Source organism: Pseudomonas brenneri (genome assembly GCF_007858285.1).
GTDB classification, from domain to species: domain Bacteria; phylum Pseudomonadota; class Gammaproteobacteria; order Pseudomonadales; family Pseudomonadaceae; genus Aquipseudomonas; species Aquipseudomonas brenneri.
On sequence record NZ_VFIL01000002.1, the window covers coordinates 217,966 to 239,909 of the forward strand.

At 61.1% G+C, this 21,944-nt stretch carries 19 protein-coding genes and 1 other RNA gene; 18 read left to right on the forward strand and 2 right to left on the reverse strand.

What is annotated here, in order from left to right; genetic code table 11:
* Window positions 1-30 precede the first annotated feature (30 nt).
* Complete coding sequence (locus FJD34_RS04305) at window positions 31-402, reverse strand: YraN family protein (RefSeq protein WP_032860049.1); 372 nt, start codon at window positions 400-402, stop codon at window positions 31-33.
* Window positions 402-2,213, reverse strand: a complete 1,812-nt coding sequence (locus FJD34_RS04310; protein ID WP_090292012.1) for a penicillin-binding protein activator — start codon at window positions 2,211-2,213, stop codon at window positions 402-404. Before FJD34_RS04310 ends, FJD34_RS04305 begins: the two co-directional genes overlap by 1 nt.
* 219 nt (window positions 2,214-2,432) lie before the next feature.
* On the opposite strand from FJD34_RS04310, the gene rsmI reads away from it, so the two are divergent.
* The 18 genes from rsmI to lpxC all read left to right on the forward strand — a co-directional run bounded on the left by rsmI (window position 2,433) and on the right by lpxC (window position 21,903).
* Window positions 2,433-3,305, forward strand: coding sequence for a 16S rRNA (cytidine(1402)-2'-O)-methyltransferase (rsmI, locus tag FJD34_RS04315; RefSeq protein WP_090292010.1), 873 nt, complete (start codon window positions 2,433-2,435; stop codon window positions 3,303-3,305).
* Window positions 3,306-3,399: 94 nt separating this feature from the next.
* Window positions 3,400-3,753, forward strand: an RNA gene (rnpB, locus tag FJD34_RS04320) — RNase P RNA component class A.
* Window positions 3,754-4,107: 354 nt separating this feature from the next.
* A complete protein-coding gene (mraZ, locus tag FJD34_RS04325; protein WP_003171868.1) occupies window positions 4,108-4,563 on the forward strand; it encodes a division/cell wall cluster transcriptional repressor MraZ in 456 nt (151 codons plus the stop codon).
* Entirely contained in the window at window positions 4,560-5,507 is a 948-nt protein-coding gene (gene rsmH, locus FJD34_RS04330; protein WP_065944194.1) for a 16S rRNA (cytosine(1402)-N(4))-methyltransferase RsmH, read from the forward strand. Before mraZ ends, rsmH begins: the two co-directional genes overlap by 4 nt.
* Window positions 5,504-5,797, forward strand: coding sequence for a cell division protein FtsL (gene ftsL / locus FJD34_RS04335; RefSeq protein WP_029297818.1), 294 nt, complete (start codon window positions 5,504-5,506; stop codon window positions 5,795-5,797). Before rsmH ends, ftsL begins: the two co-directional genes overlap by 4 nt.
* The gene (locus FJD34_RS04340; protein ID WP_167360833.1) at window positions 5,797-7,539 is read left to right on the forward strand and encodes a peptidoglycan D,D-transpeptidase FtsI family protein; all 1,743 of its coding nucleotides are present in this window, start codon (window positions 5,797-5,799) and stop codon (window positions 7,537-7,539) included. Before ftsL ends, FJD34_RS04340 begins: the two co-directional genes overlap by 1 nt.
* A complete protein-coding gene (locus FJD34_RS04345; protein WP_032860044.1) occupies window positions 7,539-9,002 on the forward strand; it encodes a UDP-N-acetylmuramoyl-L-alanyl-D-glutamate--2,6-diaminopimelate ligase in 1,464 nt (487 codons plus the stop codon). The genes FJD34_RS04340 and FJD34_RS04345 overlap by 1 nt, the downstream gene beginning before the upstream one ends.
* The gene (locus FJD34_RS04350; RefSeq protein WP_090292008.1) at window positions 8,995-10,365 is read left to right on the forward strand and encodes a UDP-N-acetylmuramoyl-tripeptide--D-alanyl-D-alanine ligase; all 1,371 of its coding nucleotides are present in this window, start codon (window positions 8,995-8,997) and stop codon (window positions 10,363-10,365) included. The genes FJD34_RS04345 and FJD34_RS04350 overlap by 8 nt, the downstream gene beginning before the upstream one ends.
* Window positions 10,365-11,447, forward strand: coding sequence for a phospho-N-acetylmuramoyl-pentapeptide-transferase (gene mraY / locus FJD34_RS04355; protein ID WP_032860042.1), 1,083 nt, complete (start codon window positions 10,365-10,367; stop codon window positions 11,445-11,447). The genes FJD34_RS04350 and mraY overlap by 1 nt, the downstream gene beginning before the upstream one ends.
* A gap of 6 nt (window positions 11,448-11,453) precedes the next feature.
* Complete coding sequence (murD, locus tag FJD34_RS04360) at window positions 11,454-12,800, forward strand: UDP-N-acetylmuramoyl-L-alanine--D-glutamate ligase (protein WP_090292006.1); 1,347 nt, start codon at window positions 11,454-11,456, stop codon at window positions 12,798-12,800.
* On the forward strand, window positions 12,797-14,020 hold the full coding sequence (ftsW, locus tag FJD34_RS04365; protein WP_029297828.1) for a putative lipid II flippase FtsW: 1,224 nt from the start codon (window positions 12,797-12,799) through the stop codon (window positions 14,018-14,020). The genes murD and ftsW overlap by 4 nt, the downstream gene beginning before the upstream one ends.
* On the forward strand, window positions 14,010-15,080 hold the full coding sequence (gene murG / locus FJD34_RS04370; RefSeq protein ID WP_032860040.1) for an undecaprenyldiphospho-muramoylpentapeptide beta-N-acetylglucosaminyltransferase: 1,071 nt from the start codon (window positions 14,010-14,012) through the stop codon (window positions 15,078-15,080). Before ftsW ends, murG begins: the two co-directional genes overlap by 11 nt.
* Complete coding sequence (gene murC / locus FJD34_RS04375; protein ID WP_032860039.1) at window positions 15,073-16,518, forward strand: UDP-N-acetylmuramate--L-alanine ligase; 1,446 nt, start codon at window positions 15,073-15,075, stop codon at window positions 16,516-16,518. The genes murG and murC overlap by 8 nt, the downstream gene beginning before the upstream one ends.
* Window positions 16,515-17,474: a D-alanine--D-alanine ligase gene (locus FJD34_RS04380; protein ID WP_032860038.1), complete on the forward strand. Its 960-nt coding sequence runs from the start codon at window positions 16,515-16,517 to the stop codon at window positions 17,472-17,474. The genes murC and FJD34_RS04380 overlap by 4 nt, the downstream gene beginning before the upstream one ends.
* Before the next feature lie 4 nt (window positions 17,475-17,478).
* Window positions 17,479-18,345 (forward strand): cell division protein FtsQ/DivIB, encoded by an 867-nt coding sequence (locus FJD34_RS04385; RefSeq protein ID WP_065944191.1) that lies wholly within the window; start codon window positions 17,479-17,481, stop codon window positions 18,343-18,345.
* A gap of 15 nt (window positions 18,346-18,360) precedes the next feature.
* A complete protein-coding gene (gene ftsA, locus FJD34_RS04390) occupies window positions 18,361-19,620 on the forward strand; it encodes a cell division protein FtsA (protein ID WP_029297837.1) in 1,260 nt (419 codons plus the stop codon).
* Between the two features lie 65 nt (window positions 19,621-19,685).
* Window positions 19,686-20,879, forward strand: a complete 1,194-nt coding sequence (gene ftsZ, locus FJD34_RS04395; RefSeq protein WP_029297839.1) for a cell division protein FtsZ — start codon at window positions 19,686-19,688, stop codon at window positions 20,877-20,879.
* 112 nt (window positions 20,880-20,991) lie between these two features.
* Entirely contained in the window at window positions 20,992-21,903 is a 912-nt protein-coding gene (lpxC, locus tag FJD34_RS04400; protein WP_029297841.1) for a UDP-3-O-acyl-N-acetylglucosamine deacetylase, read from the forward strand.
* The last annotated feature ends 41 nt before the right edge of the window (window positions 21,904-21,944 follow it).

Genomic DNA, 21,944 nt, shown 5'->3' on the forward strand with positions numbered 1-21,944 from the left:
GTGAAGATGTCCGATCCGTCCCGGTGGTGCTCAGCCGTCGAAGGCGTTGCGCAGCCAGTTCAGATCAGTGGTTCCGTGGGGCGTGCTTTCCATGGCAACCACATCGAAACGGCAGGGGGAGTCAGCCCAGCGACGTTCACTGAGCAGGAAAAACTGCGCGGCGAGTATCAGCTTTTGGCGTTTGCGCTCGTCGATACTGGCGAGTGCGCCACCCCATTGTGCGTATTTTCTGTAGCGGACTTCGACAAATACTACTGTATCGCCGTCAAGCATGACCAGATCAAGCTCGCCGCGTTTACACAACCAGTTCTGCGCCAGCAGGCGCAGACCCTGTTGTTGCAGGTGTTCAAGTGCTTGTTGTTCGGCATCCTTGCCGCTTTGTGCGCTGGAGCGTAGGGGCATCAGCGCGGGGTATCGGGCAGGCGTTCGACCTGGCCACTGACAAACTTGGCCCACGGCAGTTGGCGCTCGATCCGTTGGCTTTGGCTCATCCCCAGGTTGCCGGAAAGGCCATCGATGCGGGTATCCGGCAGCGCCTTGAGCTGGCCCAGGCGCGGTGCCAGGCGGTAGGCATCAACACCCATCGCGTACAGGCGGCCCAGGCTGCCATTGGCTTGTGGCCATTGTGCGGTGACCTGGTTGCGCAGTGGGTCGGTGGTGTTGAGCAGCCACGGCGTCTCGCAGAACATGATGGCGTTCATGTCGTTGTACTGGTTCTTGTCGCCGCTGGCGCTGTACACGTGGGAGGTGGCATACACCGGCACATCGCCCGCGTACTGGAAGTTCAGCGTTGGCTTGATCTGCTGGGCCTGCTGTGGCGTCACGGCGAGGAAGATGAGCTCGATGTCCTGGCGGCGCGATGGCTGTGCGGCGACGTCAGCGCCGACCGTGCTTTGCAGGCTCTTGGCGCGGCCTTCGCTCTGGCGCAGCTTGAACAGGTCGGCGATCTGCTGGGCCAGGGCGACGGGCTGGTCGACATGCTCGACACCGATCAGGGTGCCGCCATTGGCTTCCCAGTCCTGGCGGAAGGCCTTGAGTACGCGGTCGCCCCATTCGCCTTTCGGCACCATGGCCGCAGCGCGGTGCAGGCCATCGGCGCGGGCACGACGTGATACTTCGCGGGCTTCGTCCTCGGCTGCCAGGCCGAACTGGAACAGTTGTGCAGGTGCTTGATCGCCTTCGCTGTAGTTCAGGGCCAGGGTGGTGATGGGCAACTGCGCACGGGTGCTGAGTTGCTTGACCAGCGGTTTTTCCAGCGGGCCGATCACCAGTTGCACGCCGTCAGCCTGGGCCTTTTTGTAGAACTCATCGAGGGAGCTGACCCGTGAGCTGTCATAGAACTCGATGGTCGGTGGTTTCTGCCCGGCCTGTTGCGCCTGGTAGTGCGCGGCCATGAAGCCTTCGCGCAAAGCCTTGGCCACGTTGGTCAACGGGCCTTGCTGCGGCAACAGCAGGGCGATTTTGTTCAGTGGCTGGCTTGCCAGCTCCTTGAGCTTGGTCAGCGGCAGGGGCAGTTGCACCGCCGCCGGGTGCGCAGGGTTCTGCGCACGCCAGGTGTCGATGGCGGCTTGTTGCTGCTCCAGGGTACCGGCGTTCTTGACGGCCTGGGCCAGGCTGATCCAGCCATCGAGTGTCGGGTTGCCGCTGGCCTGCAATTGTTCACCAGGCACAGCAGCAATCAGGCTCCAGATGGCCTCGTGATTGCTAGCGGCGGCATCTCCCGTCAGCAGCGGGGCGATGTCCACGCGTTCGCGGGCTGCGGCCAGGGTCTGGCCGTCGGCTTCATAGGCGCGGGCGTGTACGGTGCCGGTGCGGACCTGTTGCTCCGGCGGCAACTCCTTGAGGTTTTGCAGGCTCGGATGGCTCAACGCCGTCAGCGCCGCCTTGGGCTGGTTGCGGGTCATGGCCAGCTCTGCAGTCAGGGTGCTGGCAAAGACCTGGGCCGCCGGCTTGAGGCTGTCCAGTGGCACTTGCGCGAGAATCTGCGCCGAGCGGCCGGGATTGTTCTGGTGGAAGGCCATGTCAGCTGCGCTCAGGCGCAGCAGTGCAGCTTTTTCCGGAGTCTTGGCCGAAGTCGCCTGTTCGAGCAGTTGCTCGATCGTGGCATCCGGGGTCCGTGGGAGTTCGCCAAGGCTTGACGAGGGCGAGCTTGCGCAAGCCGCCAACAGGGCAGCCAGGCAAAGGGCAGAGAACAGCCGCAGGCAAGCGATCATGTAAGTGTTCCTGATACCGATCAAATTAGCGTGGAATTGTACCCAAGCACTGGCCGGGGCGCGATGTTACTGGCGTGAAACCGTCTATTTAGATCGTTTAAATGTTGCAGGGCGTCAGTAACCGCCGCAAACAGACCCGATGGACGCTACCCCGTTGGCGCATTTTCTTGACGTCTACGCGCTACAATATGGCTTTTGCCAATCTTCGAGGTGTGCGCTTTGACTGCTCCAGGTCCTTTGAATTCCACTGCTGGCTCGCTTTTTGTGGTGGCGACGCCGATTGGCAACCTGGACGACATCAGCGCGCGGGCGCTGAAGGTGTTGCGCGAAGCCAAGTTGATTGCGGCGGAAGACACTCGGCACTCGCTGCGCCTGATGCAGCACTTTGGTATTACCACGCCCTTGGCGGCTTGCCATGAACATAACGAGCGTGACGAGGGCAGCCGCTTTATTACCCGCCTGTTGGCGGGGGACGACGTGGCGTTGATTTCCGATGCCGGTACTCCACTGATCTCCGACCCTGGCTACCATCTCGTGCGTCAGGCTCGTGCCGCTGGTATCAATGTAGTCCCTGTTCCCGGGGCGTGCGCGTTGATTGCGGCTTTGTCGGCGGCGGGCTTGCCGTCTGATCGCTTTATCTTCGAAGGCTTCCTGCCTGCCAAGGCCGTGGGGCGTCGCGCGCGCCTGGAGTTGTTAAAAGAAGAGCCGCGCACCCTGATCTTCTACGAAGCACCGCACCGCATCCTTGAGTGCCTGCAGGACATGGAGCTGGTCTTTGGTGGCGAGCGCCTGGCCCTGCTGGCGCGGGAGTTGACCAAGACTTTTGAAACCCTCAAGGGCTTGCCGCTGGAAGAGCTGTGCGCCTTTGTCGAAGGTGACAGCAATCAGCAGCGCGGCGAGTGTGTGGTGCTGGTCGCAGGCTGGAGTGCGCCGGAAAGTGAAGATGCCGTGGGCAGCGAAGCCATGCGCGTGCTGGACCTGTTGCTCAAGGAAATGCCGCTCAAGCGTGCGGCGGCCCTGGCGGCGGAAATAACCGGGGTGCGCAAGAACGTGTTGTATCAGGCTGCGCTTGATAAGCAAAAGAGCGAATAGTTCCGGGTTTAACGTGCACGACGTCGGCACATGATGGCAATGCTGTCTTTTAATACTTGTTCTAAGGCCGCCGTGCCGTTAACCTTCGCGGCGGAGAGTCGATTGGACAGTCGCTGCCCTCTATGAAAATTAGGGGGGGGAGGAAAGTCCGGGCTCCATAGGGCGAAGTGCCAGGTAATGCCTGGGGGGCGTGAGCCTACGGAAAGTGCCACAGAAAATAACCGCCTAAGCACTTCGGTGCCGGTAAGGGTGAAAAGGTGCGGTAAGAGCGCACCGCACGACTGGCAACAGTTCGTGGCTAGGTAAACCCCACTTGGAGCAAGACCAAATAGGGTTCCAAGGCGTGGCCCGCGCTGGAACCGGGTAGGTTGCTAAAGATGTCCAGTGATGGCCATCGTAGACGAATGACTGTTCAAGACAGAACCCGGCTTATAGATCGACTCTCCACCTTTTTACTTCTGCACGAGTCTCGGGCAGAAACCAGGTAGTAACGCAAGAATCCCTCCCTGCCAAATCATTGGCAGATGCGTCTTCGTAATACCGAAAAAATCTTACTCTTAATAAATTACTTTAACTTCAAGCTCTAGCTCTTTGAGCTGCTTGGGATTATCGAGTCAAAAACATCGCTGAACTCTCGTTTCTCCTCCTTTTACGCTCCTAAATCTCCGTTCTGTAAGGCTTTTCCTTTAATCCGCGCCTTGACGGTGTGGTGGGCGCATTCCTATAGTGTGCGCAAGTGGCGGAAAGTGGCACAAAGTGGGTTTTTTGAACGTAAAACGCTAATATTTGGAGAAACGCATCTGTGTTTCGCGGAGCTAACGCTATCAGTCTCGATGCAAAAGGCCGTCTCGCCATGCCGAGCCGGTATCGTGACGAGCTCATTTCGCGAAGTTCAGGCCAGTTAATCATCACGATTGATGCCGTTGATCCATGTTTGTGTGTTTACCCGCTCGATGAGTGGGAGTTGATTGAAACCAAGTTGCGCGCTCTGCCTTCGTTGCGTGAAGAGAACCGTCGCCTGCAACGCTTGCTGATTGGTAATGCCGTCGACCTCGAACTCGATGGCAGTGGTCGTTTCCTGGTTCCGCCGCGTCTGCGCGAATACGCCAAGCTCGACAAGCGCGCGATGCTGGTAGGCCAACTGAACAAGTTCCAATTGTGGGACGAAGATGCCTGGGATGCTGTTTCTGCAGCTGACCTGGCTGCTATTCAACAACCGGGCGCCATGCCTGATGAACTGCGTGATTTGATCCTGTGACTATTGATAGCGGCTTTAACCACATCACCGTGCTGCTTGACGAAGCCGTCGAGGCTCTCGCCGTGCGCCCTGATGGCTGCTATCTGGATGGCACATTCGGGCGCGGCGGGCACAGTCGCTTGATCCTCAGCCAGCTTGGCTCGGAGGGCAAACTCCTCGGGTTCGACAAGGATCCCCAGGCGATTGCCACCGGGCAAGCGCTAGCGGCCGAAGACGGCCGCTTTGTCGTTGTGCAGCGCAGCTTTGCCGAGCTGGGCGCGGAAGTCGCCGAGCGGGGCATGGCGGGCAAGGTGGCCGGGGTCTTGCTGGACCTGGGCGTGTCTTCGCCGCAGTTGGACGACCCTGAGCGCGGCTTCAGTTTCATGAATGATGGTCCGCTCGATATGCGCATGGACCCGAGCCGTGGCATCAGTGCTGCGCAGTTCATCGCCAGTGCGCCCCACGAAGAAATTACCCGCGTGTTCAAGGAATACGGCGAAGAGCGTTTCGCCGGCCGCATGGCGCGTGCCGTGGTCGAGCGCCGGGAAATCCAGCCGTTCGAACGCACTGCCGACCTGGCCGAAGTGCTGAAAGTCGCCAACCCTGCGTGGGAAAAGGGCAAAAACCCGGCGACCCGTGCCTTCCAGGGCCTGCGCATTCACGTCAACAACGAACTGGGTGACCTGGAGGCTGGCCTTGAGGCTGCCCTGGAGTCCCTGGAAGTGGGTGGTCGCCTGGTGGTGATCAGTTTCCACTCCTTGGAAGACCGCATCGTCAAACTGTTCATGCGTCGTCTGGTCAAGGGCGAAACCGACAACCTGCCGCGCAACCTGCCGGTACGTTTCGAAGCCTTTGTGCCGAAAATCAAAATCCATGGCAAAGCGCAGTTCGCTTCCGAAGCCGAACTCAAGGCCAACCCGCGTTCCCGTAGCGCCGTCATGCGCGTCGCGGAGAAGCTGCGGTGAGCAAGCTTTTCGCCAAGCCCCTTCCGGGCGGCAGCTTCTTTATGATGCTGCTGTATGTCGGCGTGCTGGTGTCCGCGATTGCGGTGTCCTACAGCGCCCACTGGAACCGTCAGTTGCTCAATAGCCTGTACGGCGAATTGAGCGTGCGCGACAAGGCGCAGGCGGAATGGGGTCGGCTGATTCTGGAGCAAAGCACCTGGACGGCCCACAGCCGGATCGAAGTGCTGGCTGCCGAGCAACTGAAGATGCACATTCCTGGCGCAGCAGAAGTACGCATGGTGGCGCCATGATGAAACTCGAAGGCGCACTCTACCCGTGGCGCTTCCGCGTCGTGCTGGGCTTGCTCGCATTGATGGTGGGCGCGATTGTCTGGCGCATCGTCGACTTGCAGGTGGTGGACCGCGACTTCCTGATCGGCCAGGGCGATGCCCGCAGCCTGCGGCATATCCCGATTCCTGCGCACCGCGGCCTGATCACCGACCGTAACGGCGAACCCCTGGCTGTCAGCACCCCGGTAACCACCCTGTGGGCCAACGCCAAGGAACTGCAAGTCGCCAAGGACAAGTGGACCGAGCTGGCCCACGCCCTCGGCCAGGACCCCAAGGCCCTCAAGGAACGTCTTGAGGCCCAGGCCAATAAAGAATTCATCTACCTGGTTCGCGGCCTCACCCCCGAGCAGGGTCAAGGCGTACTCGACCTGAAAATCCCCGGTGTCTATGGTATCGAGGAATTCCGCCGCTTCTACCCGGCCGGTGAAACCACTGCCCACATGGTCGGCTTCACCGACATTGATGATCATGGCCGCGAAGGGGTGGAACTTGCCTACGACGAGTGGCTGGCCGGGGTTCCCGGCAAGCGGCAGGTCATCAAGGATCGGCGCGGCAGACTGATCAAGGATGTCCAAGTCACCAAAAACGCCAAGGCCGGTAAGCCCTTGGCGTTGTCGATTGACCTGCGTTTGCAATACCTGGCCAACCGTGAGCTGCGCAACGCGATCATCGAGAACGGCGCCAAGGCCGGCAGTCTGGTGATCATGGATGTGAAGACCGGCGAGATCCTGGCCATGGTCAACCAGCCGACCTATAACCCGAACAACCGTCGCAACCTGCAACCGGCGATGATGCGCAACCGCGCGATGATCGACGTGTTCGAGCCGGGCTCGACCATGAAAGCCATCTCCATGAGTGCGGCCCTGGAAAGCGGGCGCTGGAAGCCGACCGACAAGGTCGAGGTGTATCCAGGCACCCTGCAGTTGGGCAAATACACCATTCGCGACGTATCGCGCAGCGAAGGCCCGGTGCTGGACCTGACCGGCATCCTGATCAATTCCAGTAACGTGGGCATGAGTAAAGTCGCCTTTGATATCGGCGGCGAGACCATCTACCACCTGGCGCAGAAGATCGGCCTGGGCCAGCCCACCGGCCTAGACTTCCCGGGCGAGCGCGTCGGTAACCTGCCCAACTACCGTGAGTGGCGCAAGGCCGAGACTGCGACCCTGTCCTACGGCTATGGCCTGTCGGTGACGGCGATCCAGTTGGCCCACGCTTTTTCCGTGCTGGCCAACAATGGCCGCATGACGCCGTTGAGCCTGATCCACGTGGACGAAGCGCCGAAATCCGAACAGGTCATCCCGGAAAACGTCGCCAAGACTATGCAGACCATGCTGCAACAGGTGATCGAGGCGCCGCGTGGTGTGTTCCGTGCACAGGTCCCGGCCTATCACGTGGCCGGCAAGTCCGGTACCGCGCGTAAGACTTCGGTGGGCACTAAGGGGTACGCGGAAAACTCCTACCGTTCGCTGTTCGCAGGCTTCGGTCCCATGAGCGATCCGCGCTATGCCATCGTCGTGGTCATTGATGAGCCGAGCAAGGCCGGCTACTACGGTGGCCTGGTCTCGGCACCGGTATTCAGCAAAGTCATGTCCGGCACCCTGCGCTTGATGAACATCACGCCGGACAACCTGCCGCCGACCCAACAAGCCAACGCCGGACCACCGGCCGCAGCGGTAAAAGCCAATGGAGGGCGCGGCTGATGTCTCTTAGCCTGAACAAGATTTTCGCCCACGCTGGCCGCGATCTGTTGATTCGCGAACTGAGCCTGGACAGCCGCAATGTACGTGCCGGCGACCTGTTCCTGGCCGTGCCGGGTGGCAAACTCGATGGTCGTGCACACATTGCCGACGCCTTGCAGCGCGGTGCGGCAGCGGTGGCCTATGAAGTTGAAGGCGCCACCGTCCTGCCAATCACCGATGTGCCGCTGATCCCGGTCAAGGGCCTGGCGGCACAGCTGTCGGACATCGCCGGGCGCTTTTATGGCGACCCGAGCCGCCAGCTCAACCTGATTGGCGTTACCGGCACCAATGGCAAGACCAGCGTTACCCAGTTGGTGGCGCAGGCACTGGACCTGCTGGGTCAGCACTGCGGCATCGTCGGTACCCTGGGCACCGGTTTCTACGGCGCGCTGCAAAGCGGCCTGCACACCACGCCGAACCCGATTGCCGTGCAAGCGACCCTGGCCGACCTGAAAAAGGCCGGCGCCAAGGCGGTTGCCATGGAAGTTTCGTCCCATGGCCTGGATCAAGGCCGGGTGACCGCGCTGGCCTTCGACGTGGCGGTGATGACCAACCTGTCCCGCGACCACCTGGACTACCACGGCAACATGGAGGCCTACGCTGCGGCCAAGGCCAAGCTGTTCGGCTGGAATGACCTCAAGTGCCGGGTGGTCAACCTGGACGATGCATTCGGTCGCCAACTGGCCGCTGAAAAAAGTGAATCGCGCCTGATCAGCTACAGCCTGGAAGACTCCAGCGCCTACCTGTATTGCCGCGAAGCCCAGTTCAATGATGAAGGCGTGCTTGCAACGCTGGTCACGCCCCAGGGCGAGCATCACTTGCGCAGCACTTTGCTGGGCCGCTTCAACCTGAGCAATGTCCTTGCTGCCATCGGCGCTTTGCTGGGCCTGGATTACGCCCTGGATGAAATCCTGCGCGTACTGCCCAAACTCGAAGGCCCGGCCGGGCGCATGCAACGCCTGGGGGGCGGGACGCAACCGCTGGTGGTGGTCGATTACGCCCACACCCCGGATGCCCTGGAAAAAGTACTCGAAGCCCTGCGCCCGCACGCCAAGGGCAAGTTGCTGTGCATGTTCGGCTGCGGCGGTGACCGTGATCGCGGCAAGCGCCCCTTGATGGCCGAGATTGTCGAACGCCTGGCCGATGGTGTGCTGGTGACTGATGACAACCCGCGCAGCGAAGCGCCGAGCCAGATTTTCGATGATATTCGTGCAGGCTTCAAAGACGCCTCCCAGGTGACCTTTGTTGCCGGTCGCGGTGCTGCCATTGCCCAATTGATCGCCAGCGCCAGCGCAGACGACGTGGTGGTCCTGGCCGGTAAAGGGCATGAGGACTATCAGGAAATCAACGGCGAGCGCCATGCCTTCTCCGATCTGGTCGAGGCTGATCACGCCTTGACCGCATGGGAGGTTGCCCATGCTTAAGGCCATGACATTCAGCGAACTGACCCAGGCCCTGGCGGCCCGCGTCCTGTCGAGCGATTGCAGTTTCGACGGCGTCAGCATCGACAGTCGTGCGATCAAACCGGGGCAATTGTTTGTTGCGCTGGCCGGACCGCGTTTCGACGGTCATGACTACCTGAACGAAGTGGCCGCCAAGGGCGCGGTCGGCGCTCTGGTGCAGCGCGAAGTGGCTGATTCGACCTTGCCGCAATTGCTGGTGGCCGATACGCGCCTGGCCCTTGGCCAGTTGGGGGCCCTTAACCGCGCAGCGTTTACCAACCCGGTGGCTGCGATCACCGGCTCCAGTGGTAAAACCACGGTCAAGGAATTGCTCGCCGGCATCTTGCGCACGCGCGGGCCGGTGCTGGCCACCCGTGGCAACCTCAATAACGATTTTGGCGCACCGCTGACCCTGCTCGAACTGGCCCCGGAACACACGGCGGCGGTGATCGAGTTGGGCGCGTCGCGCATTGGCGAAATTGCCTACACCGTGGCCATGACCCGGCCGCACGTCGCCATCATCAATAACGCCGGCACCGCCCACGTTGGCGAGTTTGGTGGCCCCGAGAAAATTGTCGAAGCCAAGGGCGAAATCCTTGAAGGCCTCGACGCTTCGGGCACCGCGGTACTGAACCTGGACGACAAGGCTTTCGAAACCTGGCGTGTACGTGCCGCCGGTCGCAAGGTCCTGACCTTTGCCGTGCATAACGCCGCCGCTGATTTCCACGCCTCGCGCATCACCGTCGATGCCCGTGGCTGCCCGGCCTTCACCCTGCACAGCCCGCAAGGTGACGAGCACGTCCAACTGAATCTGTTGGGTAACCATAACGTGGCCAATGCCCTGGCCGCAGCGGCTGCGGCTTATGCCCTGGGCGTGTCGCTGTTCGGGATTGCCACGGGTCTTGGCGCCGTGCAACCGGTCAAGGGCCGCACTGTTGCGCAGTTGACCAGCAGCGGCATTCGGGTGATCGACGATACCTACAACGCCAACCCGTCCTCGATCTGTGCCGCCGTCGACCTGTTGACAGGTTTTACCGGGCGCAAGGTGTTGGTGCTTGGCGATATTGGTGAGCTGGGCGAGTGGGCCGAGCAAGGCCATCGTGAAGTCGGCGCCTATGCCGCCGGCAAGGTCGACGCACTGTATGCCGTGGGCACGAATATGGCCCACGCCGTAGCTGCGTTTGGCTCCGCTGCCCGGCATTTCGCGACCCAGGCTGAATTGATCCAGGCGCTGGTCGGCGCCGAACAAGAAAAACACACAACCATTTTGATCAAGGGATCGCGCAGCGCGGTGATGGAAAACGTCGTCGCGGCCTTGTGTGGCTCAAGTACGGAGAAACATTAATGCTGCTGCTGCTGGCTGAGTATCTGCAACAGTTCCACAAAGGCTTCGCGGTCTTTCAGTACCTGACCCTGCGCGGGATCCTGGGTGTGCTGACCGCGCTGTCGTTGTCGCTGTTTCTGGGGCCATGGATGATCCGTACTCTGCAAAACCTGCAGATCGGCCAGTCCGTGCGCAATGACGGCCCGCAGTCGCATCTGTCCAAGTCTGGCACGCCGACCATGGGCGGGGCGTTGATCCTGTCGTCCATCGGTGTCAGCACCTTGCTCTGGGCCGACCTGGCCAACCGCTACGTGTGGGTGGTGTTGCTGGTGACCCTGTTCTTCGGTGCCATCGGCTGGGTCGATGACTACCGCAAAGTGATCGAGAAGAACTCCAAGGGCCTGCCAAGCCGCTGGAAGTACTTCTGGCAATCGGTATTCGGCCTGGGCGCGGCGATCTTCCTTTATATGACTGCGCCAAGTGCGGTGGAAACCACCCTGCTGATTCCGATGCTCAAGGATGTGAGTATCCCGTTGGGCGTCGGCTTCGTAGTGCTGACCTACTTTGTGATCGTCGGCTCCAGCAACGCGGTCAACCTGACTGATGGCCTCGATGGCCTGGCGATCATGCCGACGGTCATGGTGGGCGGCGCCCTGGGCATCTTCTGCTACCTGTCGGGTAACGTGAAATTCGCGGAGTACCTGCTGATCCCTTATGTACCGGGCGCAGGTGAGCTGATCGTATTCTGCGGCGCGCTGATCGGCGCCGGCCTGGGATTCCTGTGGTTCAACACCTACCCGGCGCAAGTGTTCATGGGCGACGTCGGCGCACTGGCGCTGGGCGCGGCCCTGGGCACCATTGCCGTGATCGTGCGCCAGGAAATCGTCCTGTTCATCATGGGCGGCGTGTTCGTGATGGAAACCCTGTCGGTAGTGATCCAGGTAGCGTCCTTCAAGTTGACCGGCCGCCGCGTGTTTCGTATGGCACCGATTCATCACCATTTTGAACTCAAGGGCTGGCCTGAGCCGCGTGTGATTGTCCGTTTCTGGATCATCACCGTGATTCTTGTGCTGGTTGGCCTTGCCACCCTGAAACTGAGGTAGAAACGAGTGTCCCTGATCGCTTCTGACCACTTCCGCATCGTTGTCGGCCTCGGCAAGAGCGGCATGTCCCTGGTTCGCTTCCTGGCGAACCGGGGCACGTCGTTTGCCGTGGCCGATACGCGGGAAAATCCACCGGAGCTGGTCACGCTGCGCCGTGACTACCCGCACGTGGAAGTGCGTTGTGGCGAGTTGGATGTCGAGTTTCTGTGCCGTGCCGACGAGCTCTACGTGAGCCCGGGCCTGGCCCTGGCTACACCGGCCCTGCAAGCCGCCGCAGCGCATGGCGTGAAGTTGTCTGGCGATATCGAGTTGTTTGCCCGCAACGCCAAGGCGCCGATCGTGGCGATCAGCGGCTCCAACGCCAAGAGCACCGTCACTACCCTGGTCGGCGAGATGGCGGCAGCGGCCGGCAAGCGCGTGGCCGTGGGCGGTAACCTCGGTACGCCGGCGCTGGACCTGCTCAGCGACGATATCGAGCTGTACGTCATGGAGCTGTCTAGCTTCCAGCTGGAGACTACCGATCAACTCGGCGCCGAAGTGGCCACCGTGTTGAACGTCAGCGAAGACCATATGGACCGCTACAGCGGCCTGCCGGCTTATCACCTGGCCAAGCACCGGATCTTCCGTGGTGCGCGGCAAGTGGTGGTCAATCGCCAGGATGCCCTGAGTCGTCCGCTGATGGGCGAGGGGCTGCCGTGCTGGACCTTCGGCTTGAGCAAACCTGACTTCAAGGCCTTTGGTATCCGGGAAGAGAGTGGCGAGAAGTACCTGGCCTTCGAATTCCAGAACCTGATGCCGGTGCGTGAACTGAAGATCCGTGGCGCCCATAACCAATCCAATGCCCTGGCGGCCTTGGCACTGGGGCACGCGGTCGGCTTGCCGTTCGATGCGATGTTGTCGAGCCTGCGCACCTTTGCCGGCCTCGAACACCGCTGCCAGTGGGTACGCGACCTCGATGGCGTGAGCTACTACAACGACTCCAAGGCCACCAACGTCGGTGCCGCACTGGCCGCCATTGAAGGCCTGGGCGCCGATATCGACGGCAAGCTGGTGCTGATCGCCGGTGGCGATGGCAAGGGTGCCGACTTCAAGGACCTCAAGAACCCGGTGGCTGCCCATTGCCGTGCGGTGGTGCTGATGGGCCGTGACAGCGACTTGATCGCTGCTGCCCTGGGCGACGCTGTGCCGCAAGTGCGTGCCACCTCGCTGGACGACGCCATCGCCCAATGCCGCGCCCTGGCCCAGCCGGGCGATGCAGTGCTGCTGTCGCCAGCCTGCGCGAGTTTCGACATGTTCAAGAACTACGAAGAGCGCGGCCAGTTGTTCGCCCGCGCCGTGGAGGGCTTGGCATGAGTCTGGACCTGAAAAACATCATCAAGCCGTACCCGTCGCCAATCATTACCGGGCGCGGGATCGACCTCGACTTCCCGATGCTCGCCGGTTGCCTGGCGTTGCTGGGCCTGGGCCTGGTGATGATCACCTCGGCGTCCTCGGAAGTGGCCGCCGTGCAGTCGGGCAACACGCTGTACCACATGATCCGCCACCTGATTTACCTGGTGATCGGTCTTGGTGCCTGCATCGTCACCATGATGATTCCTATCGCCACCTGGCAGCGCCTGGGTTGGCTGATGCTGATCGGCGCCTTCGGCTTGCTGGTGATGGTGATCGTCCCCGGTATCGGCCGTGAAGTGAATGGTTCGATGCGCTGGATTGGCTTCGGTGCCTTCAACGTGCAGCCCTCGGAAATTGCCAAGGTATTCGTGGTGATTTACCTGGCCGGCTACCTCGTGCGCCGGCAGAAAGAAGTGCGTGAAAGCTGGATGGGCTTTTTCAAGCCGTTCATCGTGCTGCTGCCCATGGCCGGCCTGCTGTTGATGGAGCCGGACTTCGGCGCCACCGTGGTGATGATGGGCGCGGCTGCGGCGATGCTGTTCCTCGGTGGCGTGGGCCTGTTCCGCTTTGCCTTGATGGTCGGGCTGGCGGTTGCCGCCGTGACGATCCTGGTCCAGGCGCAACCCTATCGGATGGCGCGACTGATCACCTTTACCGACCCCTGGTCCGACCAGTTCGGTTCCGGCTACCAGTTGACCCAGGCACTGATCGCCTTCGGTCGCGGCGAGTGGTTGGGCGTGGGCCTGGGCAACAGTGTGCAGAAGCAGTTCTACCTGCCGGAAGCGCATACCGACTTCGTGTTCTCGGTCCTCGCCGAAGAGCTGGGCGTGGTTGGCTCCCTGGCCACCGTCGGGCTGTTCGTGTTCGTCTGCGTGCGGGCCATGTACATCGGCCTGTGGGCCGAGAAAGCCAAACAATTTTTTGCTGCCTATGTAGCGTACGGCCTGGCCTTCCTGTGGATCGGCCAGTTCCTGATCAACATCGGCGTGAACGTCGGCCTGCTGCCGACCAAGGGCCTGACCTTGCCGTTCCTCAGCTACGGCGGCAGCTCGTTGGTGATCTGCTGTGCCTGTCTCGGCTTGTTGCTGCGTATCGAATGGGAGAGTCGAACCCATTTGGGCAGCGAAGAGATGGAATTCAGCGAGAGCGACTTTGCCGAGGAGCCGACCCATGGGCGCTAACGTGCTGATCATGGCTGGCGGCACCGGCGGCCACGTGTTCCCGGCGCTGGCCTGTGCCCGTGAGTTCCAGGCCCGTGGCTACACCGTGCATTGGCTGGGCACACCGCGTGGCATTGAAAATGAGTTGGTCCCGGCTGCCGGTTTGTCCCTGCACCTGATCAACGTCAGCGGCCTGCGCGGCAAGAGCAAGTTGTCACTGCTCAAGGCGCCGTTCGTGTTGCTCAAGGCGGTGTGGCAGGCGTGCAAGGTCATCCGTGAATTGAAACCGGTTTGTGTGCTGGGTTTTGGTGGCTATGTCACCGGTCCCGGCGGTGTGGCTGCGCGCTTGTGTGGTGTGCCAGTGATCGTCCACGAACAGAATGCCGTGGCCGGTACGGCCAACCGTCTGTTGGCGCCATTGGCCGCGCGGGTGTGCGAGGCGTTCCCGAATACGTTTGCGGCCATGGACAAGCGACGCACCACCGGCAACCCGGTGCGTACCGAACTGTTCATGGACATTACCCGCCAGGCCCTGGTCGGGCGCAAGGCTCACCTGCTGATCCTGGGCGGAAGCCTGGGCGCCGAGCCGTTGAACAAATTGCTGCCAGAAGCGCTGGCGCAACTGCCTGTGGACCTGCGTCCCGAGATCTTCCACCAGGCTGGCAAGAACCACGATGAAGTGACCGCTGGCCGCTACCGCGAGGCCGGGGTCGAGGCAACGGTAGAGCCCTTTATCAAAGACATGGCCCATGCCTATGGCTGGGCCGACCTGGTGGTCTGTCGCGCAGGTGCGTTGACCGTCAGTGAACTGGCTGCCGCCGGTCTGCCGTCCTTGCTGGTGCCTTTGCCCCACGCGATTGACGATCACCAGACCCGCAACGCCGAATATTTGGCCGCAGAGGGCGCTGCCTTCCTGCTGCCGCAAAGAACGACTGGCGCCGCCGACCTGGCCGCTCGCCTGACTGAGGTTTTGATGCAACCCGAACGACTGAACAGCATGGCGAGCACCGCAAGCCGCCTGGCCAAACCCGACGCCACCCGCAGCGTGGTCGATATCTGCCTGGAGGTGGCCCATGGTTGAGAATCAAAAAGCCATGCCGCAACCGGAAATGCGCCGCATCCGTCGCATCCACTTCGTCGGTATCGGCGGCGTGGGCATGTGCGGGATCGCCGAGGTGTTGCTGAACCTGGGTTACCAGGTTTCCGGCTCCGATCTCAAGACCTCGCCGGTCACCGAGCGCCTGGAATCGTTCGGCGCGCAGATCTTTATCGGCCACCGTGCCGAGAACGCCGCGCAAGCTGATGTACTGGTGGTTTCCAGCGCCGTGAACACTTCCAACCCGGAAGTGGCCACTGCCCTTGAACGCCGTATTCCGGTAGTGCCACGCGCCGAGATGCTGGCCGAGCTGATGCGCTACCGCCACGGCATCGCCGTCGCCGGTACCCACGGCAAGACCACCACCACCAGCCTGATCGCCTCGGTGTTCGCTGCCGGCGGCCTGGACCCGACTTTCGTGATCGGTGGCCGGCTGAATGCAGCAGGTACCAATGCACAACTGGGTACCAGCCGCTATCTGATCGCCGAAGCCGATGAAAGCGATGCCAGCTTCCTGCACCTGCAACCTTTGGTCGCCGTGGTCACCAACATCGACGCCGACCATATGGCGACCTACGACGGTGACTTCAACAAACTGAAGAAAACCTTCGTCGAGTTCCTGCACAACCTGCCGTTCTACGGCTTGGCCGTGCTGTGCCTGGACGATCCGGTGGTGCGTGAAATCCTGCCATTGGTCAAGCGCCCGACTGTGACCTACGGCTTCAGCGAAGATGCTGACGTGCGCGCGATCAATGTTCGCCAGCAAGGCATGCAGACGTTCTTCACCGTGCTGCGCCCGGATCGCGAACCGTTGGACGTGTCGGTGAACATGCCGGGCAACCACAATGTGCTCAATTCCCTGGCAACCATCTGCATTGCCACCGATGAAGGCGTCAGTGATGAAGCCATCGTCGAAGGCCTGTCGGGCTTTGCCGGCGTGGGCCGGCGTTTCCAGGTCTACGGCCAGTTGCCGGTAGAAGGCGGGGAAGTGATGCTGGTGGACGACTACGGTCACCATCCGACCGAAGTTGCGGCCGTGATCAAGGCTGTGCGCGGTGGTTGGCCGGAGCGTCGCCTGGTGATGGTCTACCAGCCGCACCGCTACAGCCGCACCCGCGACCTGTACGACGACTTTGTAAATGTATTGGCCGATGCCAACGTGCTGCTGCTGATGGAAGTCTACCCGGCCGGTGAAGAACCGATCCCCGGCGCCGACAGCCGCAAGCTGTGCAACAGCATCCGCCAGCGCGGCCAGTTGGACCCGATCTACATCGAGCGGGGTGTCGACCTGGCGCCAATCGTCAAGCCGCTGCTGCGCGCCGGCGACATCCTGCTGTGCCAGGGTGCCGGTGATATCGGCGGCCTTGCCCCTAAATTGTTGGCGAGCCCGCTCTTCGCCGTGGCCAAGGGGAAGTCGAAATGATCACTGACTACGGCTCCCTGTTCTCCACCATCGCGCCTGCCGATTTCGGCCGTGTGGCGGTGCTGTTCGGCGGCAAGAGTGCTGAGCGCGAAGTGTCGCTCAAGTCCGGCAATGCCGTGCTTGAAGCCCTGCAAAGTGCAGGCGTGAATGCCTTTGGTATCGACGTGGGCGATGACTTCCTCGCCCGCCTGCAGGCCGAGAAGATCGATCGCGCCTTCATCATCCTGCACGGCCGTGGCGGTGAAGACGGCAGCATGCAAGGCTTGCTGGAGTGCGCCGGCATTCCCTATACCGGCAGCGGCATCCTCGCCTCGGCACTGGCCATGGACAAGTTGCGCACCAAGCAGGTGTGGCACAGCCTGGGGATTCCGACCCCGCGTCACAGTGTGCTGTGCAGCGAAGACGATTGTATTTCTGCAGCCAAGGAACTGGGCCTGCCTTTGATCGTCAAACCTGCCCATGAAGGCTCCAGTATCGGCATGGCCAAAGTGAACTCGGCCGCCGAATTGATCGACGCATGGAAAGCGGCAAGTACCTACGATTCGCAAGTGTTGGTGGAACAGTGGATCCAGGGTCCCGAGTACACCATCGCCACCCTGCGTGGCCAGGTATTGCCGCCCATCGCATTGGGCACGCCCCACACCTTTTACGACTACGACGCCAAGTATGTGGCTTCCGATACCCAGTACCGGATCCCATGCGGCCTCGATGCAACCAAAGAGCAGGAATTGATGGACCTCACGGCGAAAGCCTGTGAGGCGTTGGGTATCGCCGGTTGGGCGCGGGCAGACGTGATGCAGGATGACCAGGGGGATTTCTGGTTCCTTGAAGTCAACACTGCGCCGGGCATGACCGACCACAGCCTGGTCCCCATGGCTGCACGCGCAGCCGGCCTGGATTTCCAGCAGTTGGTGCTGGCAATTCTGGCGGCTAGCTATATAGAGGCACGAGGTTAAGACCATGCAAGGCGCATCGCTTCGTCATCAGCAACCCGCTCCCGGCCGCAAGCCGGTGCCGCGTGGTGCCAGTCGAATGGTGGCTAAAGAGCCGATGTCGGCGCGCCTGCCGAAAGCCAACTTTGGTTTTCTCAAGGCCTTGTTCTGGCCGGTGCTGCTGGTGGCGCTGGGCTTTGGTACCTATGAAGGTGCGCAGCGCCTGTTGCCGTATGCCGACCGCCCGATCACCAAGATCAGCGTGCAAGGCGACTTGAGCTACATCAGCCAGCAAGCGGTGCAGCAGCGGATCGCGCCTTTTGTCGCGGCGAGCTTCTTCACCATCGACCTGGCAGGCATGCGTGCCGAACTGGAACAGATGCCGTGGATTGCCCACGCCGAAGTACGGCGCGTGTGGCCGGATCAAGTGACGATCCGCCTGGAAGAGCAACTGCCCGTGGCCCGTTGGGGCGACGAAGCGCTGTTGAACAACCAGGGCCAGGCGTTCAACCCGCGTGAGCTGGCCAACTACGAGCATTTGCCGCAGTTGTTCGGACCGCAACGGGCACAGCAGCAAGTGATGCTGCAGTACCAGGCGTTGAGCCAGATGCTGCGGCCACTGGGCTTCTCCATTGCGCGCCTGGAATTGCGCGAGCGGGGCAGTTGGTTCCTGACCACCGGGGCAGGCAGTTCCGGCCCGGGCATCGAGTTGTTGCTGGGACGCGACCACTTGGTGGAGAAGATGCGCCGCTTTATCGCCATTTACGACAAAACCCTGAAAGAACAGATTACGAACATTGCGAGCATCGACCTGCGTTACGCCAACGGCCTGGCCGTTAGCTGGCGCGAACCGGCTGCGCCCACGGCAGCGCAACCCGCTGTCGCGAAGAATTAAGAAGAGGCAGGACCCATGGCAAACGTGCAAAGCGGCAAAATGATCGTCGGTCTCGATATCGGCACCTCCAAGGTGGTGGCGCTGGTAGGCGAGGTCGCGGACGACGGCACGCTGGAAATCGTCGGAATCGGCACGCATCCGTCCCGGGGCCTGAAGAAGGGCGTGGTGGTCAATATCGAATCCACCGTGCAGTCGATCCAGCGCGCTATCGAAGAAGCGCAGTTGATGGCTGGCTGCCGGATTCACTCGGCATTCGTCGGTGTGGCAGGCAATCACATCCGCAGCTTGAACTCCCACGGCATCGTGGCGATCCGCGACCGTGAAGTCAGCTCGGCTGACCTGGAGCGCGTATTGGACGCGGCCCAGGCCGTGGCTATCCCGGCTGACCAGCGCGTGTTGCACACCCTGCCGCAGGACTATGTGATCGACAACCAGGAAGGTGTTCGCGAGCCCCTGGGCATGTCGGGCGTACGTCTGGAAGCCAAGGTCCACGTGGTGACCTGCGCCGTGAATGCCGCACAGAACATTGAAAAGTGCGTGCGCCGCTGTGGCCTGGAAATCGACGACATCATTCTTGAGCAACTGGCCTCGGCCTACTCGGTATTGACCGACGACGAAAAAGAACTGGGCGTGTGCCTGGTGGACATCGGTGGCGGCACCACCGACATCGCAATCTTCACCGAAGGTGCGATCCGTCACACCGCGGTGATCCCGATTGCCGGCGACCAGGTGACCAACGACATCGCCATGGCGCTGCGTACACCGACCCAGTACGCCGAAGAAATCAAGATTCGCTACGCCTGCGCCCTGGCCAAGCTGGCCGGTGCCGGTGAAACCATCAAGGTGCCAAGCGTGGGCGATCGTCCACCGCGCGAACTGTCGCGCCAGGCCCTGGCCGAAGTGGTCGAACCGCGCTACGACGAACTGTTCACCCTGATCCAGGCTGAACTGCGCCGCAGTGGCTACGAAGATCTGATCCCGGCCGGCATCGTGCTGACCGGCGGCACCTCGAAGATGGAAGGCGCGGTCGAACTGGCCGAGGAAATCTTCCACATGCCTGTGCGCCTGGGCGTGCCCCATGGCGTCAAGGGCCTGGGCGACGTGGTGCGCAACCCGATTTACTCCACCGGTGTGGGCTTGCTGTTGTACGGCCTGCAAAAGCAGACCGACGGCATTTCCCTGTCGGGCATTGGCAGCCGCGAAAGCTACAGCAGTGACGAGCCGAAAGCGCCGTTGCTGGAGCGCCTGCAAGCCTGGGTGAAGGGCAATTTCTAAAGATTTACCGCAACACCGTTTCAAGTAGTAGGCGAAAAAACTAGAGAAATGAAAGGAGAGGGAAAATGTTCGAACTCGTAGACAACATCCCCGCAAGCCCGGTTATCAAAGTAATCGGTGTCGGCGGTGGCGGCGGCAACGCTGTCAACCATATGGTCAAGAGCAACATTGAAGGCGTTGAATTCATCTGCGCCAACACTGATGCCCAGGCGCTCAAAAGCATCGGCGCGCGGACCATCCTGCAATTGGGCACCGCGGTGACCAAGGGCCTCGGCGCTGGTGCCAATCCGGAAGTCGGCCGTCAAGCCGCCCTGGAAGACCGCGAGCGTATTGCCGAAGTGCTGCAAGGCACCAACATGGTGTTCATCACCACTGGCATGGGCGGCGGTACCGGTACCGGTGCAGCACCGATCATTGCCGAAGTGGCCAAGGAAATGGGGATCCTGACGGTTGCAGTCGTGACCCGTCCGTTCCCGTTCGAAGGCCGCAAGCGCATGCAGATCGCCGACGAAGGTATCCGTCTGCTGTCTGAAAGCGTTGACTCGTTGATCACCATCCCCAACGAGAAACTGCTGACCATCCTCGGTAAAGACGCCAGCCTGCTGTCGGCTTTCGCCAAGGCCGATGACGTACTGGCCGGTGCCGTTCGCGGTATCTCCGACATCATCAAGCGTCCGGGCATGATCAACGTCGACTTTGCCGACGTACGTACCGTGATGAGCGAAATGGGCATGGCGATGATGGGCACTGGCTGCGCCAGCGGTCCGAACCGTGCACGTGAAGCCACCGAAGCGGCCATCCGCAACCCGTTGCTCGAAGACGTGAACCTGCAAGGTGCACGCGGCATCCTGGTGAACATCACCGCAGGTCCCGACCTGTCCCTGGGTGAGTACTCCGACGTGGGTAGCATCATCGAAGCCTTCGCTTCCGAGCACGCGATGGTCAAGGTCGGTACTGTTATCGATCCAGACATGCGCGACGAACTGCATGTGACCGTGGTTGCCACTGGCCTGGGCGCAAAAATCGAGAAGCCTGTGAAGGTCATCGACAATACCGTTCACACCAGCCAGGCGTCTTCGACTGCCGCTCCAGCGCCTGTGCGCCCGGAAATGCCGTCGGTGAACTACCGTGACCTGGATCGCCCGACCGTGATGCGCAACCAGGCTCAGGCCGGTGCTGCTGCGTCCCGTAGCCCGAATCCGCAAGATGATCTGGATTACCTGGACATCCCGGCTTTCCTGCGTCGTCAGGCCGATTAATGGAATGTATCAGGGCTATGAAGGTGATTGGTGTTCAGCAAAGGTCTGGTCTGTTATTATCGCCAGCCTTTGTTGATACCAGTTCGCAATTTGCGCTGAAGCGGTCCAAGCCATGATTAAACAACGCACCCTGAAGAATATTATCCGTGCCACAGGTGTAGGTCTGCACTCCGGGGAGAAGGTATACCTGACCCTCAAGCCCGCACCTGTCGACACCGGCATCGTGTTTGTTCGTGCCGACCTGGACCCTGTGGTGCAGATTCCTGCTCGCGCGGAAAACGTTGGCGAAACCACCATGTCGACCACATTGGTCAACGGTGACGTCAAAGTGGACACGGTGGAGCACTTGCTCTCGGCCATGGCTGGCCTGGGCATCGATAACGCCTACGTCGAGCTCTCCGCGTCTGAAGTCCCGATCATGGATGGTAGCGCTGGACCTTTCGTATTCCTGATTCAATCTGCCGGCCTGGAAGAACAGGACGCAGCCAAGAAGTTCATTCGCATTCTGCGGGAAGTGACAGTAGAAGACGGCGACAAGCGCGCCACCTTCGTCCCGTTCGAAGGCTTTAAAGTGAGCTTTGAGATCGATTTCGATCACCCGGTATTCCGTGACCGCACCCAAAGTGCAAGCGTGGATTTTTCCAGCACTTCGTTCGTAAAAGAAGTCAGCCGCGCCCGTACCTTTGGTTTCATGAGTGACATCGAGTACCTGCGCAAGCACAACCTCGCACTCGGCGGCAGCGTGGAAAACGCCATCGTGGTCGACGCGGATGGTGTACTGAACGAAGACGGCCTTCGCTATGAAGACGAATTCGTGAAGCACAAGATCCTCGATGCAATTGGTGACCTCTACCTGCTGGGCAATAGCCTGATAGGCGAGTTCAAAGGCTTCAAGTCGGGCCATGCACTGAACAACCAGCTCCTGCGCAAGTTGATTGAGCAGAAAGATGCTTGGGAAGTCGTGACCTTCGAAGATGCCAGCACCGCACCGATCTCTTACATGCGTCCCGTTGCGGCGGTGTAAGTAACAACTCTCTTTCTTTAGTTTTTAAAGGCTGCCTTCGG

What these genes read in the sequence shown, in the direction of transcription:
- FJD34_RS04305 (WP_032860049.1), bottom strand. Translation starts at nt 402, where the DNA reads ATGCCCCTACGCTCCAGCGCACAAAGCGGCAAGGATGCCGAACAACAA.
- FJD34_RS04310 (WP_090292012.1), bottom strand. Translation starts at nt 2,213, where the DNA reads ATGATCGCTTGCCTGCGGCTGTTCTCTGCCCTTTGCCTGGCTGCCCTG.
- FJD34_RS04340 (WP_167360833.1), top strand. Translation starts at nt 5,797, where the DNA reads ATGAAACTCGAAGGCGCACTCTACCCGTGGCGCTTCCGCGTCGTGCTG.
- FJD34_RS04345 (WP_032860044.1), top strand. Translation starts at nt 7,539, where the DNA reads ATGTCTCTTAGCCTGAACAAGATTTTCGCCCACGCTGGCCGCGATCTG.
- FJD34_RS04350 (WP_090292008.1), top strand. Translation starts at nt 8,995, where the DNA reads ATGCTTAAGGCCATGACATTCAGCGAACTGACCCAGGCCCTGGCGGCC.
- mraY (WP_032860042.1), top strand. Translation starts at nt 10,365, where the DNA reads ATGCTGCTGCTGCTGGCTGAGTATCTGCAACAGTTCCACAAAGGCTTC.
- ftsW (WP_029297828.1), top strand. Translation starts at nt 12,797, where the DNA reads ATGAGTCTGGACCTGAAAAACATCATCAAGCCGTACCCGTCGCCAATC.
- murG (WP_032860040.1), top strand. Translation starts at nt 14,010, where the DNA reads ATGGGCGCTAACGTGCTGATCATGGCTGGCGGCACCGGCGGCCACGTG.
- murC (WP_032860039.1), top strand. Translation starts at nt 15,073, where the DNA reads ATGGTTGAGAATCAAAAAGCCATGCCGCAACCGGAAATGCGCCGCATC.
- FJD34_RS04380 (WP_032860038.1), top strand. Translation starts at nt 16,515, where the DNA reads ATGATCACTGACTACGGCTCCCTGTTCTCCACCATCGCGCCTGCCGAT.
- FJD34_RS04385 (WP_065944191.1), top strand. Translation starts at nt 17,479, where the DNA reads ATGCAAGGCGCATCGCTTCGTCATCAGCAACCCGCTCCCGGCCGCAAG.
- ftsA (WP_029297837.1), top strand. Translation starts at nt 18,361, where the DNA reads ATGGCAAACGTGCAAAGCGGCAAAATGATCGTCGGTCTCGATATCGGC.
- ftsZ (WP_029297839.1), top strand. Translation starts at nt 19,686, where the DNA reads ATGTTCGAACTCGTAGACAACATCCCCGCAAGCCCGGTTATCAAAGTA.
- lpxC (WP_029297841.1), top strand. Translation starts at nt 20,992, where the DNA reads ATGATTAAACAACGCACCCTGAAGAATATTATCCGTGCCACAGGTGTA.